Origin of the sequence: Streptomyces sp. SID1328 (assembly GCF_009865595.1) — a bacterium.
Classification (GTDB): domain Bacteria; phylum Actinomycetota; class Actinomycetes; order Streptomycetales; family Streptomycetaceae; genus Streptomyces; species Streptomyces griseoluteus.
Window position 1 is genome coordinate 1 of the sequence record NZ_WWKH01000581.1, and the last position, 13,407, is coordinate 13,407.

The following is a 13,407-nucleotide window of genomic DNA, read 5'->3' on the forward strand; positions in this document are numbered from 1 at the left end:
GCGTAGTTGGCGGCGGCGGTGATGTTGGCGACCGGGTCGGTGGAGCTGTTGGCGGTGCCGGCGACGTGGAATGCCTTGAACGTGGGGTCGATGACCTGGAGCAGGCCCTTGGAGGGGATGCCGTTCTTGGCGTTGACGTCGTAGTTGTTCTGGGCGTTGGGGTTGCCGCTGGACTCGCGCATGATGTTGCGGTGCAGGCCCTCGTAGGTGCCCGGGATGCCCTTGGCCTTCATGATGGTCAGGGACTGCTTGATCCAGCCGTCGAGGTTGTTCGCGGCACCCTTGGCACCGGCGGGGTCGGCGGCCTTGGAGGCGATGGCGGGGGCGGCCTTGGGCGCCTCCGCGGCGTGGGCAGCGGCCGGCGTCAGCGTCAGCGCCGCGGCCGCGGCGCCGGTGGTGACCAGGCCGGTGACGGCCAGGTTGCGCAGACGGGCGAGGCGGGACGCAGCGGTGATCGTGGTCATGGGGGGTCTCCTACGGGACGTCTTTGAGGCGCCGGCCGGATCATCCGGTCGCGGCCTGTCGGGCGTCGGGGCGAGGCCCCGCACAGCGCGGCGAACAAGGGCGGCCCCGGCGATCCCGCCCGGCCCGACCCGCTGCTTGCGGCGACGAGAAACATGGTTAGCGACCGAGAAAACGGAAAGCAAGAATGTGACCTACTACCCAAGAGCGTAGAAATTTCGCAATTCGGTCATTTCGCGGCTTTCTCGCACTTAGGACGCTGTGCGGCTCTACGATCCCGCTTAGGACGTGACCTACCTCTCGTGGGTGGCGTCACGCGGAGGGCCGGGAAATCCGGCTTCCGGCCGGGCTTGCTCCACCCGGAAGGGGGCACAGTGCAGCTCGGAAACGCGGCGCGGCCCAGCGGCGCGCCTGGTTGGTGTCCGACCGGAACGACACCGCCCCCATGACTTTCAGCGCATCCAGGCGGTTTTCCGCCAGGCAGGCTTCCAAGCGCGCTCCGGCAGCCACCAGCGCTGCCGCGAACCTCGACAACCGTCAGGTCGGTCACCGACCCCTCCAACACACCCATGATCGCCTTACGCGCGTCGGTCACACTGTCGGCCGCGTCGGGTTTCTCTTCTCCTGGCGACACCACTCCCCCCTTCACCACGCCAAGGGCGCTTGCCTCAGCCCTCCTTGGGAAGGTAGACGCCTCCACGGGCAGCGCCCGAGAAATCCTTCCAGCCAACCCTCTTGCCAGGCACCGCCATTGGCGGCTTGAGCTGCACCGATCGCCACGGCGACGGATGCCGGGCCGGCCGTTGATCGGATGGGGCGTCAGCGAGGGCGAAGGCCCGCTGCAGGCCCTCGATGAGGGCGGGTTCGATCCGGTAGACACGAATGCGATCGTCAAGTTCGAGCAGGCGGGGGTTGTTGTCGGGGCCGACGCGGCGGAGCATCCCCGCGTGCGCGGGACCAACCGCCGTCCGCCGCCGCGTGGCCACTGGCGTCCGCCGGCAGGTGTGGCGCGCAGCGTATGTGCTCCGCACGGCACGCCATGTGACTCAGCACACAGGAACTCGGAGCGGCGGAGCGGAGCGTTACCGGTGTGAGGGAAACAGAGACGGCTGAACCTGAGCGGGCACGGATACGGGCCGGGGACCGGGCGGCCTTCGGCGAGCTGTACGACCGGTACGCGCGGGCGGTCTACAACCACGCCCTGCGGCTGACCGGCAACTGGGCGGAGGCCGAGGAGGCGATGTCAGAGACCTTTCTCGCCGCCTGGCGGACCAGGGAGAGCGTGCAGCCGGACGGCGGCTCGCTCAAGCCCTGGCTGCTCGGCATCGCCACGCACAAGGCGTACAACGCCAACCGGGGGCTGCGGCGCAGGCTCGCGTTCCTGGCGCGCAGTCCGGAGCCGCGCCCGGTCGAGGACTTCGCCGAGGAGACCGCAGGCCGGATCGACGATGCGCGACGGCTCGCGCTGGTGCACCGCGCCCTGGGCCGGCTCAAGAGGCAGGACCGCGAGGTGTTCGCGCTGTGCGTGTCGGCCGGCCTCGACTACCAGCAGGCCGCCGAGGCCCTGGGCGTGCCCGTCGGGACCGTACGGTCCCGGCTGTCGCGGGCGCGCGCCCGGCTCGCCCGGCTGAGTGCGGAGGCGGAACCGCCCCCGGCCCACGGAGAGATGGAGAGTGAGGCCGCGCTCGCGGCCCTGTTCCTGCGGGAGGAGACCCGATGAGCGAGGCCGAGGAACTGCTGGCGACCCCGGCGGAATGGGACCTCCCGCCGGAGCGCCACCGTCACTTCAAGGACGTACTCATGCAGCAGATCGATCAGGACCAGAGTCAGGACCTTTCCCTACGGACCCCGGTACGGCCCGCTGCGCGGCGCCGGTTCGCCCGCCCGGCCGTCCTGGTGCCCCTGGCCTCCGCGGCTCTGGCGGGCGCCCTGCTCGTGACCGTCTCCGTAGACGGCCGCGCCCCGGCGGCCGGGACCACCCCGTCGGCGACCGCCGCCGGCGCCTCCGTCACCCTGAACCGGATCGCCACGGCCGCCATGGCGAGCGACACGATCCGGGTGCGGGACGACCAGTTCGTGTACGTCAGGACGCTGGAGCGCTCCAACAGGGGCGACTTCAGCGGCCCCGTGCGGCTCGGGGCCCCGCACACCGAGGAACGGTGGACCGCGCAGGACCCCGCCCCGCTCCATGTCACCGGCTGGATCCGGGCCGGCGGCAAGGACGCGATGATGCCGGACCAGATGCTCCCCGTCGAGTCCCCCGACGCCGTCCCGGCGGGCCTTCACCACCCCACCTACCGGTGGCTGGCCTCGCTGCCCACCGACCCCGACGCCCTGCTGCGCCGGCTCCACAAGGAGGCCAGGCCGGTCGAGGGCGAGTCCCGGGACCAGGCGGTCTTCTCCCTGATCGGGAACCTGGTCAGCGGTGCCGTCATGCCGCCCGCCAACGCGGCCGCCTTCTACCGGGCGGCCGCGAGACTGCCCGGGGTGCGGGAGATCCCGGACGCCGTCGACGCGGCCGGCCGGCACGGCATCGCCATCACCCTCGACGACACCGGCTTCGCGACCCGCGACGAGTGGATCTTCGACAAGGAGACCCTGGCCCTGCTCGGCTCCCGTTACTACCTCACCGATCCCGGCCGGGGCATCACGAAGGAGACCCTGTTCGGCAGCAGCGCCGTGATGGAGACCGGCGTCGTCGACGCCAAGGGCGAGGTGCCCGCCCGGGCCGCGTCCCGCTGACGTCCCGCGAGCCTCACGGTGGTCCGGCGCCTTCCGTCATGATCTCGCGAGCCGTCGTCATCCCAGCAGCCTCCGGGTCGTGGAGCGAACGCGTCTGTTCCGGTGCCGTCCGGTGGGCCGGCCCGGGCGGGAGATGTGTGCCCCCTTGGCATGGCGGGTAACGCCGTTCGGCGGGCAGCCACCCGGCAGCCGGACGAGAGGGTTACGAGCCGCTGCTCCCGGCCAATGCGGGTGGCGAGCCCGCCTCGCTCGCCACCAACCCAGCCCCTGCGCGCGTACAGGTGAGTGCTGAAGTCCTGCCCCGCATACTTCGGGGGCCATCCTGTGGACAGAGCACGCGCATTCGCCGCCCTGATCCGATGGCGTAGGAGCTCTGGGGGGGGCGCAACGGCGTCGGTGGGCGCGCCGGTTGCTGCCGCGACGGCTTGGCGTCGTGCGCTGATGCCGCTTCCGGCGGAGCGTCCGGCTTCGAGCCGGCCGGTCTTGCTCATGCGAGCTCCCGTGCGAGGGCGCGCATGCCGATCGCCTGCTGTGACTGGGGGGCGTAGACCAGGAGGGGGCCGCTTCACGCGTACTGCTTCCTTCTGTTCCAGTACGCGGGCGCGTGAGCACGGTTCACGTGAGACTGGATGTTGGACGACCGATCGGCGGGCCGGGAGGCGATGGGCGGGTGAACGCCGTCAACCCCACGGACAGCGCGTCCCTGCTGGCCGCCTTCGGCGCCCTGGGCGTGCTGGCGGTGACCTTCGCCGAGTCCGGGCTGCTGGTCGTCGGCTTCTTCCTGCCCGGCGACACGCTGCTGTTCCCCGCCGGGGTGCTCTGCGCGGTTCAGCACGCCGGGCAACCGCCCCGGCTGGTCCTGTGGCAGGTGATGCTCTGCGCCGCCGTGGGCTCGGTGGTGGGCGCCCAGGTGGGCTTCCTCATCGGACGGCACGGCGGCCGGGCGCTGCTCACCCGCACTTCCAGCCACCGGGTCAGGGAGGGTGTGGGGCGGGCGGAACGCCTGCTGGCCCGGTACGGATACCGAAAGGCGCTGGTGATCGGCCGGTTCGTACCCATGCTGCGCTCCGTGCTGCATCCCGCCGCCGGGGCGCTCGGGGTGCCGACGCGCCTCTTCACCGTCTGGCAGACGGTCGGCGGGGTGCTGTGGTCGCAGAGCCTCGTCCTGGCGGGCTGGGCGCTGGGCGCGTCGGTCGACCACGTCGACGACTACCTCCTCCCGCTGATCGCGCTGGTCGTCGCCGTCTCGCTGCTGCCGCTCCTGGTGGAAGCGGTCCGCTCCCGGCGCGGCCGGGGCCGGGGCCGGCAGGGCCATGGCGACGCCGGCGACTGAGCGGCCCCCACGGATCACCCGCCCGGCTCAACCAGGGTCCGCCTAAGGGGCGAGGGTGCGCGAGCGGTGTGACGGTGGTGGAGCACGGTGGGAGACATGGCCCCATGCACCGGCGGCGAGGAGGCGGCATGGCTGACGCGGGAGGCGAGGGCGGCACCGCGTGTGTCGCCGCGCCCGGCCAGGACATCCCCCAGGCACTGTCCGGCGATCCGTTCACCCAGGTGGGCGCGGTCGCGGATGCCGTGCTGTACGAGGGCTACCTGCTCTATCCCTACCGGCGTTCCTCGGCGAAGAACCGGGTCCGCTGGCAGTTCGGGGTGCTCCTCCCCCGCACCTGGGTGGAGGCGGACGGCCCGGTCGCCGAGGGCATCTCCGGTTCGGCGGACTCCTGGTACCAGCGCACCGAGTGCCTGGTGCGGGCGGCTCCGGACGCGGTGCTGCGGGTGCGGGTGCGGTACCTCCAACTCCAGCGCAAGCAGGTGGAGACGCCGGGCGAGGACGGGCAGTACCGGCCGGTGGAGTCGCTGCGCGTGGACGACGGCACGGCACATCTGAGCTTCGACGAGGCGGTCCCGTACGAGGTGGACCTCACGTGGCCGCTGGCGGAGCTGTTGCGCGGCCCCCGCACCGCCGAGGTCTCCGCGCCGCCGGCCGTCGACACCGAGGAACTGGGCGCCGGGCGGGTGGTGCGCCGCCGTGAGCACGTACGGGCGCACACCACGGTCGCGGCCGAGAAGCTCGCGGACGGCCTGTACCGGCTGTGCGTGCGCACCGAGAACGCGGGTGAGGCGCCGGACGCCCGCGCCCCGCGCGCGCATGCGCTGCGGCAGGCGCTGCTCGCCGCGCACACCCTGCTGGCCGGTGAGGGGCTGGAGTTCGTGTCGCAGACCGACCCGCCGGCCGCGTTGCGGCACCGGGCGCGCGGCTGCCGCAGCGCCTTCACCTTCCCCGTGCTCGGCGGGCCGGCCGGGGAGAGCGCGGACGGCGCCACCGGGCCGGTACTGCTCTCGGCGCCGATCATCCTGCCGGACCATCCGCAGGTGGCGCCGGAGAGTCCGGGCGATCTGCACGACGCGGCGGAGATCGACGAGATCCTGACGCTGCGCACCATGCTGCTGACCGACGAGGAGAAGGCGGAGGCACGGGCCACCGACCCGCGCGCCGCCCGCATCCTCGACCGGGTCGACACGATGCCGCCCGAGGTGTTCGCCAACCTGCACGGCGCGATCCGCTCTCTGGCCCCGGCCGCCGAAGAGGTTTCCGGGGCGCGGCCCGCCTGGTGGCAGGAGGGCGGCGACGCCGGCCTGTCCCCCACGACCGACACCGTGACCGTGGACGGCGTCCCGCTCGGCACCGGAAGCCGGGTGCGGCTGAACCCCCGGCTGCGCGGGGCGGACGCCCAGGACATGTTCCTGGTCGGCCGGACCGCCGAGGTGGCCGCGGTCTTCCACGACGTGGACGGCAGCGTGCACCTGGCGGTGACCGTCGACGACGATCCGGCGGCCGAACTGCACGGCTGGTACGGCCGTTTCCACTACTTCCGGCCCGACGAACTCGAGCCGCTCGGGGACGGAACCGAGCCGCGGCCCTGAGCCCCGCCGGACCCGAGCCCCGGACCCCCTGACGGCGACACCCACTCCCCAGCGGCCGACCGACCACAGCGAAGGCAGGCGACATGACCACCGAGAGCCACACCACCGCGGCCCGTGAACGCATCGGGCGATCCGAGGAACACAAGGGGATAGACGAGATCACCATCCTGTGGATCTCGGAGGGGATGAGCTGCGACGGCGACACCGTCTCCCTGACGGCGGCCATGCAGCCCTCCATCGAGGACGTGGTGCTCGGCCTGATCCCCGGTCTTCCCAAGGTCAACCTGGTCAACAAGGTGCTCTCGCCGAGCCTGGGCGGCGAGGACTTCCTCGCCCCCTACCGGGCGGCGGCGCGCGGGGAGCTGGACACCCCGTTCATCCTCGTCATCGAGGGGTCGGTGCCCAATCAGGACATCATCGAGGGCGACGGCTACTGGACGTCGTTCGGCAACGACCTCGAGACCGGACAGCCGCTGACGCTCAACTGGTGGATCGACCAGCTCGCCCCGAAGGCGTGGGCGACGGTCGCGGCCGGTACCTGCGCCACCTACGGCGGCATCCACGGCATGGCCGGCAACCCGACCGGTTCCATGGGACTCGGCGACTACCTGGGCTGGGACTACAGGTCGACGGCCGGGCTGCCCATCGTCAACGTGCCCGGCTGTCCGATCCAGCCGGAGAACTTCATGGAGACCCTGATCTGGGTGCTCCAGCACGCCGCCGGTGACGCGCCGCCGCCCCCGCTGGACCACATGCTGCGGCCGCAGTGGCTGTTCGGCAAGACCGTCCACGAGGGCTGCGACCGGGGCTCGTACTACGAGCAGGGCGACTTCGGCCTCGACTACAACTCCCCCAAGTGCCTGGTGAAGACCGGCTGCTGGGGGCCGGTGGTCAACTGCAACGTGCCCAAGCGCGGCTGGATGGCCGGCATCGGCGGCTGCCCGAACGTCGGCGGCATCTGCATCGGCTGCACCATGCCCGGCTTCCCGGACGCGTTCATGCCGTTCATGGACGAACCCCCCGGCGGCACCCTGTCCTCCCTGGTCATCAAGCCGTACGGCGCGGTCGTGCGCCGGCTGCGCGGCGTGACCAACGAGATGGTCAACCACGAGCCCAAGTGGCGGCACAAGAAGTCCAAGCTCACCAGCGGCTACGACCCGTACTGGCGTCCGTGACGCCGGTCCGGCCGAGGCAGCACCCCACCATCACCCGCACCACCCCGACAGCGAGGGGCAGTACCGCAGATGACGACCACCGAATCCCGGCCCACGGGGCGCAAACCCGCTCAGCTCGTGGACATGTCCTGGGACCCGATCACCAGGATCATCGGCAACCTGGGCATCTACACGAAGATCGACTTCGCCAACCGCGAGGTCGCCGAGTGCCACAGCACCTCGTCGCTGTTCCGCGGCTACTCGGTGTTCATGAAGGGCAAGGACCCGCGCGACGCCGGGTTCATCACCTCGCGCATCTGCGGTATCTGCGGGGACAACCACACCACCTGCTCCAACTACGCCCAGCAGATGGCGTACGGGATCAAGCCGCCGCCGATGGCCGAGCACATCACCAACCTCGGCGAGGCGGCCGAGTACATGTTCGACCACACGCTCTTCCAGGACAACCTGGTGTTCGTGGACTTCTGCGAGGCCATGGTCAAGGCGACCAACCCCGGCCTGCTGGCCCGCGCCGAGCGCACCGACGCCCCGCGCGGGGAGATCCACGGCTTCCGGACCATCGCCGACATCATGAAGGCGTTCAACCCCTTCGAGGGCGAGGTCTACAAGGAGGCCCTCCGGGTCAGCCGGGTCACGCGGGAGATGTTCTGCCTGATGGAGGGCCGGCACGTGCACCCCTCCACGCTGTATCCGGGCGGGGTCGGCACCATGCCGCAGCCGAGCGTCTTCACCGACTATCTCAGCCGGCTGATGCACGTCATCGACTTCATCAAGAAGGCGGTGGCGATGAACGACGACGTCTTCGACTTCTTCTACGAGGCCCTGCCGGGCTACGAGGAGGTCGGACGCCGCCGCATCCTGCTGGGCTGCTGGGGCGCTTGGCAGGACCCCGCCGTCGTGGACTACCGCTACGCCTCGATGAACGAGTGGGGCAAGGCGATGTACGTGACGCCGGGCGTCATCGTCGACGGTGAACTGGTCACCAACAACCTGATCGACATCAACCTCAACATGCGCATCATGCTGGGGAGTTCGTTCTACGACGACTGGGTCAACGAGCAGCCGTTCGTCACCCACGACCCGCTGGGCAACCCGGTCGACATGCGGCACCCGTGGAACCAGACGACCGTCCCGGTGCCGCAGAAGCGCGAGTTCGACGGGAACTACAGCTGGGTCATGAGCCCGCGCTGGTACCACAAGGAGACGGACAAGCACCTCGCCCTGGACACCGGCGGCGGCCCCCTCGCCCGCCTGTGGTCGACGGCGCTGAGCGGCCTGGTCGACACCCGGTACGTCAAGGCGGCGAACGGCAAGGTGCGCATCCAGCTCCCCAAGGGCGAGTCGCTCCCGGAGACCACGCTGGAGTGGTCCATCCCGAAGTGGAGCAACACCCTCGAACGCGACCGGGCGCGGCCCTACTTCGTGGCGTACGCGGCCGCGATGGCCCTGCAGTTCCTGGAGGAGTCCATGGAGCTGCTGCGGGCGGGCGAGACCAAGGTGTTCCAGGACTTCGAGGTACCGGACGAGGCGATCGGCTGCGGCTTCCACGAGGCCGTGCGCGGGGTCCTCTCGCACCACCTGGTGATCAAGGACAAGAAGATCGCCAACTACCACCCGTACCCGCCGACCCCGTGGAACGCGAGCCCCCGCGACATCTACGGCACCCCCGGCCCGTACGAGGACGCAGTCCAGGGCCAGCCCATCTTCGAGGAGAACGGGCCGGACGACTTCAAGGGCGTCGACATCATGCGCACCGTGCGCAGCTTCGACCCCTGTCTGCCGTGCGGCGTCCACATGTACATGGGCAAGGGCAAGACGCTGGACGTCGTGCACTCCCCCACCTACGGCGCCAGCCATGGCTGACGGCGCCCGGCTCGCCGACCCGGCGGTCGAGGCCCGGCTCGCCCGGCTGGACGAGCTGCTGGAGCGACTGGAGTCAGGCAGCGGCCAGCTCTCCGCCGAGGCCCTGGAGTCGGTGGGTCTGCTGACCGAGGTGTACGGGGAGGCGCTGGCCCGGATGCTCGACGGGGCGGACGCCGCCCTGCTGGACCGGGTCGCGGGTGACGAACTGCTGGCGCATCTGCTGGTGCTGCACTCCCTGCACCCGGAGCCGCCGGAGCGGCGGGCCGAGCGTGCGGTGGAGCGGCTGCGGCCCGCGGTGCGTGAGCGCGGCGGGGACCTTCAGTGGCTGGGCGTCGAGGGCGAGGTGGCCCGCGTGCGGGTCGACTCCGGCGGCGGTGGCTGCGGGTCGGGGTGCGGCGGAGGTGGCGGGGACGTCACCGAGGTGGTGCGGGCGACCGTACTGGCCGCGGCTCCGGAGCTGGGGGCGGTGGAGGCGGTCACGGCCGAGCGGGTGAAGCCGCCCGCGTTCGTGCCGCTCGCCACGCTGACCACGCGCCGGGCGGAGCGTCCGCAGGAGGCGCGGTGAGCGGGGCGCTGGCACGGCTGATCCGCTCCGGCCCGGCCGGGGCGGGGCGGCCCGAGACGTGCGAACTGTGTGCCGCACCGGTGGCCGAGGAGCATCCGCATCTGTTCGAGACGGCGGCCGACGAGGTGCGCTGTGTCTGCGGTCCCTGCTCGGTGCTCTTCGCCGGGCAGGGCTCGGGCGGCGGCCGGTACCGGTTGGTGCCCCGGCGGCGGGTGCGGCTGGCGCCGGTCGACACGGCGGCACTGGGGGTGCCGGTCGGTCTGGTGTTCTTCGTGCCGCGCGCCGACGGCACGGTGACCGCGCAGGGGCCGAGCCCCGCCGGGGCCATGCGGTGGGAGGTGGACTCCGACGCCTGGCGGGGGCTGGTCGCCGCGTGTCCGCCGCTCGCCTCCGTGGTACCCGACGTGGAGGCGCTGCTGGTCAACACGGTGCGCGGCCAGGAGGAGCACTGGATCGTGCCCGTCGACGACTGCTTCCGGATGGTCGCCCTGGTCCGCGCGGAGTGGCAGGGGCTCTCCGGTGGCGGCCGGGTGTGGCCGGCCGTCGAACGGTTCTTCGCGGAGCTCACCGAGCGTTCGTGAAGCCCAGAGATGCGTGAAGCCCAGAGAGGAGACGATCATGGGCAGGATCAGAGTGGGCCGTCCCCAGGTGAAGCCGGACACGCCGACACACGTGCCGGGCCTGCACGAGGGCAACAGGGGCCCCTATCAGGAGCAGGTCGGCCATCACGAGGACGGCACCGCCGACTCGCGCCGCTCCACGGGTGTCCGTACCAAGCGGCACAACGCCATTCTCGACGTCATGCCGAACATCCCACCGGGATGAGAGGGCAGGAAGTGAGCGCCATGAAGATCGGAAAAGCCGCGCGAGCTGTCGCGAAGACGGAGCGGACCCTGTGGACGGGGCGGCGGGTGCTCGTCGCCCAGGCCGCCGTGCTCGCCGGTCTGACGCTGCTGCTGGTCGTGAGTGAGGTCCCCGGCATCATCCGGGAGATCAAGATCTACCGGATGACCGGCGGCCGCCGTGCGGTCCGCCGGTACCCGTGAGGCCCCGGTGCACGAGCTGTCGATCGCGACCGCGATCGTGGAGCAGGCCGGGGAGATCGCCCGCGCGGACGGCGCCGGGGACGTCTCCTCGGTGACCGTGCGGGTGGGTGAGCTGGCGGGTGTGGTGCCGGACGCGCTGCACTTCGCCTTCGAGGTGGCCCGTGACGGCACCTCGCTCGCCTCGGCCCGGCTGGTGGTCGAGCAGGTGACGGCGGTGGCCTGGTGCGGCGGGTGCGCGGCGGAGTTCGCGGTGGGCATGCCGCCGTTCTTCTGGTGCCCCGCCTGCGACCAGCCGTCGCAGGACCTGCGCAGCGGACGGGAGTTGGAGATCACCGCCGTGGAGGCGGTGCCCTGACCCCCGAACGCGCGAACCGGCCCCGTCCCTTTGCGGACGGGGCCGGTTCGTGTGCTCAGCAGATACGGGGAAGCTGCTCCCCGAGCGGCAGGTCGAGTACGCGGGTGCCGCCGAGCCCGGTGGCGACGGTGACCATGCCGGGGTGCTCGGCCACGCACTCCCCGATCAGCGCGGCCCCGGTGCCCTGCGGGTGGGCGCGCATCGCGGCGAGTACGGCGTCGGCGTGCTCGCGGGGTACGAAGGCGACGAGCCGGCCCTCGTTGGCGACGTAGAGCGGGTCCAGGCCCAGGAACCCGCAGGCGTTGGCCACCTCGTCCGGCACCGGCACGGCCCGCTCGGTGATCCGGACGCCGGTGCCGGAGGCGCGGGCGATCTCGTTGAGTGAGGCGCCGAGGCCACCGCGGGTGGGGTCGCGCAGGACGTGCACGTCCTTGGTGACGGCGAGCATGGCCGCGACCAGACCGGCGAGCGGCGCGGTGTCGGAGGCGATCTCGACGCCGAACTCCAGCCCCTCCCGCACGCTCATCACCGCGACCCCGTGCAGCCCGATCGGTCCGCTGATGAGAACGGCGTCTCCGGGCCGGGCGCGCTGGGGACGGATGTCGACGCCGTCGGGTACGAGGCCGACGCCGGCGGTGGTGACGTAGACGCCGTCGCCGTGGCCGGACTCGACCACCTTGGTGTCGCCGGTGGCGACGGTGACCTCCGCGGCTCGGGCGGCGGCGCCCAGCGCGCGGGCGATGCGGTCGACGACGGCCAGTTCGACGCCCTCCTCCAGCACGAACGCCGTGGACAGGTAGGCGGGCCGCGCGCCGCTCATCGCCAGGTCGTTCACAGTGCCGTTGACGGCGAGGTCGCCGAGGCAGCCGCCGGGGAAGAACAGCGGGCGCACCACGTAGGAGTCGGTGGAGAACGCCAGCCGGGCGCCGCCGAGTTCGAGTACGGCGGAGTCGGCGAGTCCGGCGAGGGTGGGATTGCCGTAGGCGGGGGCGAAGACCTGGTCGATCAGCTCGGCGGAGAGGGCGCCGCCTCCGCCGTGGCCCATGACGACCACCCCCTGGTCGCGCAGGGGGGCGGGGCAGGTCCAGTTGGCGGGGTCGATCGCGGGGGCGTCGGTGAGGTCAGCCAACGGGGTTCATCTCCTTACGCGGACCGCGTGATCCGCGCGGCATGGGGCCGCCTTCCATGCGGCGGTACAGGTAGTAGGCGGCGCAGGCGCCCTCGCTGGAGACCATGGTGGCGCCGAGCGGGGTGCGCGGGGTGCAGGCGGTCCCGAACGCCTCGCACTCGGTGGGCTTGATGAGGCCCTGGAGCACCTCCCCGGCCCGGCACACGGCGGGTTCCTCGGTGCGGATGCCGGTGACGTCGAAGCGGTGCTCGGCGTCGTAGGCGCGGTATGCCTCGGCGAGACGCCAGCCGCTGGCCGGGATGGGGCCGATGCCGCGCCAGTTGCGGTCGGTGACCTCGAAGACGTCCTCGATCATGCGCAGCGCGGCCGGGTTGCCCTCCTCGCGCACGGCACGGGGGTAGGCGTTCTCCACCCGGTGCTCGCCGCGCTCCAGTTGGTGCACGGCGCGGCGGATGCCCTCCAGGATGTCCAGCGGCTCGAACCCGGTGACCACCATCGGCACCCGGAACCGCTCGGCGAGCTCGGGGTACTCGGCGGTGCCCATCACGCTGCACACGTGCCCGGCCGCGAGGAAGCCCTGCACCCGGCACTCGGGCGCGGTCATGATGGCCTCGACCGCAGGGGGGACCCGGACGTGGGAGACCAGCAGGCTGAAGTTGTCCAGGCCGAGCCTGCGGGCCTGGTGGACGGCCATGGCGTTGGCGGGTGCGGTGGTCTCGAAGCCGATGGCGAAGAACACCACCTGCTTCTCGGGGTGCTTGCGGGCCAGTTCGAGCGCGTCGAGCGGGGAGTACACCACGCGTACGTCGCCGCCCTCGCCCTTGACCCGGAACAGGTCGCGGTCGGTGCCGGGTACCCGGAGCATGTCGCCGAAGGAGCAGAAGATCACGTCGGGACGGGCGGCGACCGCGAGGGCCTTGTCGATGACGTCGAGCGGGGTGACGCACACCGGACAGCCGGGCCCGTGAATCAGCTCGACCTCCTCGGGCAGGAGTTGGTCGATGCCGTGGCGGATGATGGAGTGGGTCTGGCCGCCGCACACCTCCATCAGGGCCCACGGCCGGGTGACGGTGGCCCGGATCTCGTCCAGCAGGCGGCGCGCCAGCGCGGGGTCGTTGAACTCGTCGATGTACTTCACCGGTTCG

Annotated in this window: 15 protein-coding genes; 11 read left to right on the top strand and 4 right to left on the bottom strand. The window is 71.8% G+C overall.

Annotation, left to right across the window (positions count from 1 at the left end):
- Both GT030_RS18120 and GT030_RS18125 read right to left on the bottom strand, forming a co-directional pair.
- The coding region (locus GT030_RS18120; RefSeq protein WP_161201974.1) for a transglycosylase SLT domain-containing protein at positions 1-464 on the bottom strand (464 nt) is incomplete at its 3' end.
- A 666-nt stretch (positions 465-1,130) separates the two neighbouring features.
- The gene (locus GT030_RS18125) at positions 1,131-1,403 is read right to left on the bottom strand and encodes a hypothetical protein (RefSeq protein WP_161201975.1); all 273 of its coding nucleotides are present in this window, start codon (positions 1,401-1,403) and stop codon (positions 1,131-1,133) included.
- A 149-nt stretch (positions 1,404-1,552) separates the two neighbouring features.
- Here GT030_RS18125 and GT030_RS18130 point away from each other — a divergent pair, with 149 nt between their 5' ends.
- The 11 genes from GT030_RS18130 to hypA all read left to right on the top strand — a co-directional run bounded on the left by GT030_RS18130 (position 1,553) and on the right by hypA (position 11,133).
- The gene (locus tag GT030_RS18130) at positions 1,553-2,182 is read left to right on the top strand and encodes an RNA polymerase sigma factor (protein ID WP_161201976.1); all 630 of its coding nucleotides are present in this window, start codon (positions 1,553-1,555) and stop codon (positions 2,180-2,182) included.
- Positions 2,179-3,204, top strand: coding sequence for a CU044_5270 family protein (locus GT030_RS18135; RefSeq protein ID WP_161201977.1), 1,026 nt, complete (start codon positions 2,179-2,181; stop codon positions 3,202-3,204). Before GT030_RS18130 ends, GT030_RS18135 begins: the two co-directional genes overlap by 4 nt.
- Before the next feature lie 670 nt (positions 3,205-3,874).
- Positions 3,875-4,537: a DedA family protein gene (locus GT030_RS18140; protein WP_161201978.1), complete on the top strand. Its 663-nt coding sequence runs from the start codon at positions 3,875-3,877 to the stop codon at positions 4,535-4,537.
- A gap of 128 nt (positions 4,538-4,665) precedes the next feature.
- Positions 4,666-6,129, top strand: coding sequence for a hypothetical protein (locus GT030_RS18145; RefSeq protein ID WP_202460229.1), 1,464 nt, complete (start codon positions 4,666-4,668; stop codon positions 6,127-6,129).
- Positions 6,130-6,212: 83 nt separating this feature from the next.
- Complete coding sequence (locus GT030_RS18150; RefSeq protein WP_161201979.1) at positions 6,213-7,304, top strand: hydrogenase expression protein HypE; 1,092 nt, start codon at positions 6,213-6,215, stop codon at positions 7,302-7,304.
- A gap of 69 nt (positions 7,305-7,373) precedes the next feature.
- Complete coding sequence (locus GT030_RS18155; protein WP_161201980.1) at positions 7,374-9,167, top strand: nickel-dependent hydrogenase large subunit; 1,794 nt, start codon at positions 7,374-7,376, stop codon at positions 9,165-9,167.
- Positions 9,160-9,732 carry a NifU family protein gene (locus tag GT030_RS18160; RefSeq protein WP_161201981.1) on the top strand — a complete coding sequence of 191 codons (573 nt, stop codon included), beginning with the start codon at positions 9,160-9,162 and terminating at the stop codon, positions 9,730-9,732. Before GT030_RS18155 ends, GT030_RS18160 begins: the two co-directional genes overlap by 8 nt.
- Complete coding sequence (locus GT030_RS18165) at positions 9,729-10,313, top strand: DUF5947 family protein (protein WP_161201982.1); 585 nt, start codon at positions 9,729-9,731, stop codon at positions 10,311-10,313. The genes GT030_RS18160 and GT030_RS18165 overlap by 4 nt, the downstream gene beginning before the upstream one ends.
- A 37-nt stretch (positions 10,314-10,350) precedes the next feature.
- Positions 10,351-10,557, top strand: a complete 207-nt coding sequence (locus GT030_RS18170) for a hypothetical protein (protein ID WP_030813382.1) — start codon at positions 10,351-10,353, stop codon at positions 10,555-10,557.
- 20 nt (positions 10,558-10,577) lie between these two features.
- On the top strand, positions 10,578-10,778 hold the full coding sequence (locus GT030_RS18175; protein WP_161201983.1) for a hypothetical protein: 201 nt from the start codon (positions 10,578-10,580) through the stop codon (positions 10,776-10,778).
- A 7-nt stretch (positions 10,779-10,785) separates the two neighbouring features.
- Complete coding sequence (gene hypA / locus GT030_RS18180; RefSeq protein ID WP_130330627.1) at positions 10,786-11,133, top strand: hydrogenase maturation nickel metallochaperone HypA; 348 nt, start codon at positions 10,786-10,788, stop codon at positions 11,131-11,133.
- Positions 11,134-11,188: 55 nt separating this feature from the next.
- Here the strand turns inward: hypA and hypE are convergent, their stop codons facing one another.
- The gene (hypE, locus tag GT030_RS18185) at positions 11,189-12,262 is read right to left on the bottom strand and encodes a hydrogenase expression/formation protein HypE (RefSeq protein WP_161201984.1); all 1,074 of its coding nucleotides are present in this window, start codon (positions 12,260-12,262) and stop codon (positions 11,189-11,191) included.
- Positions 12,255-13,400, bottom strand: a complete 1,146-nt coding sequence (hypD, locus tag GT030_RS18190) for a hydrogenase formation protein HypD (protein WP_161201986.1) — start codon at positions 13,398-13,400, stop codon at positions 12,255-12,257. The genes hypE and hypD overlap by 8 nt, the downstream gene beginning before the upstream one ends.
- Positions 13,401-13,407: the final 7 nt, after the last annotated feature.

What these genes read in the sequence shown, in the direction of transcription:
- GT030_RS18125 (WP_161201975.1), bottom strand. Translation starts at nt 1,403, where the DNA reads ATGCTCCGCCGCGTCGGCCCCGACAACAACCCCCGCCTGCTCGAACTT.
- GT030_RS18135 (WP_161201977.1), top strand. Translation starts at nt 2,179, where the DNA reads ATGAGCGAGGCCGAGGAACTGCTGGCGACCCCGGCGGAATGGGACCTC.
- GT030_RS18145 (WP_202460229.1), top strand. Translation starts at nt 4,666, where the DNA reads ATGGCTGACGCGGGAGGCGAGGGCGGCACCGCGTGTGTCGCCGCGCCC.
- GT030_RS18150 (WP_161201979.1), top strand. Translation starts at nt 6,213, where the DNA reads ATGACCACCGAGAGCCACACCACCGCGGCCCGTGAACGCATCGGGCGA.
- GT030_RS18155 (WP_161201980.1), top strand. Translation starts at nt 7,374, where the DNA reads ATGACGACCACCGAATCCCGGCCCACGGGGCGCAAACCCGCTCAGCTC.
- GT030_RS18160 (WP_161201981.1), top strand. Translation starts at nt 9,160, where the DNA reads ATGGCTGACGGCGCCCGGCTCGCCGACCCGGCGGTCGAGGCCCGGCTC.
- GT030_RS18170 (WP_030813382.1), top strand. Translation starts at nt 10,351, where the DNA reads ATGGGCAGGATCAGAGTGGGCCGTCCCCAGGTGAAGCCGGACACGCCG.
- GT030_RS18175 (WP_161201983.1), top strand. Translation starts at nt 10,578, where the DNA reads ATGAAGATCGGAAAAGCCGCGCGAGCTGTCGCGAAGACGGAGCGGACC.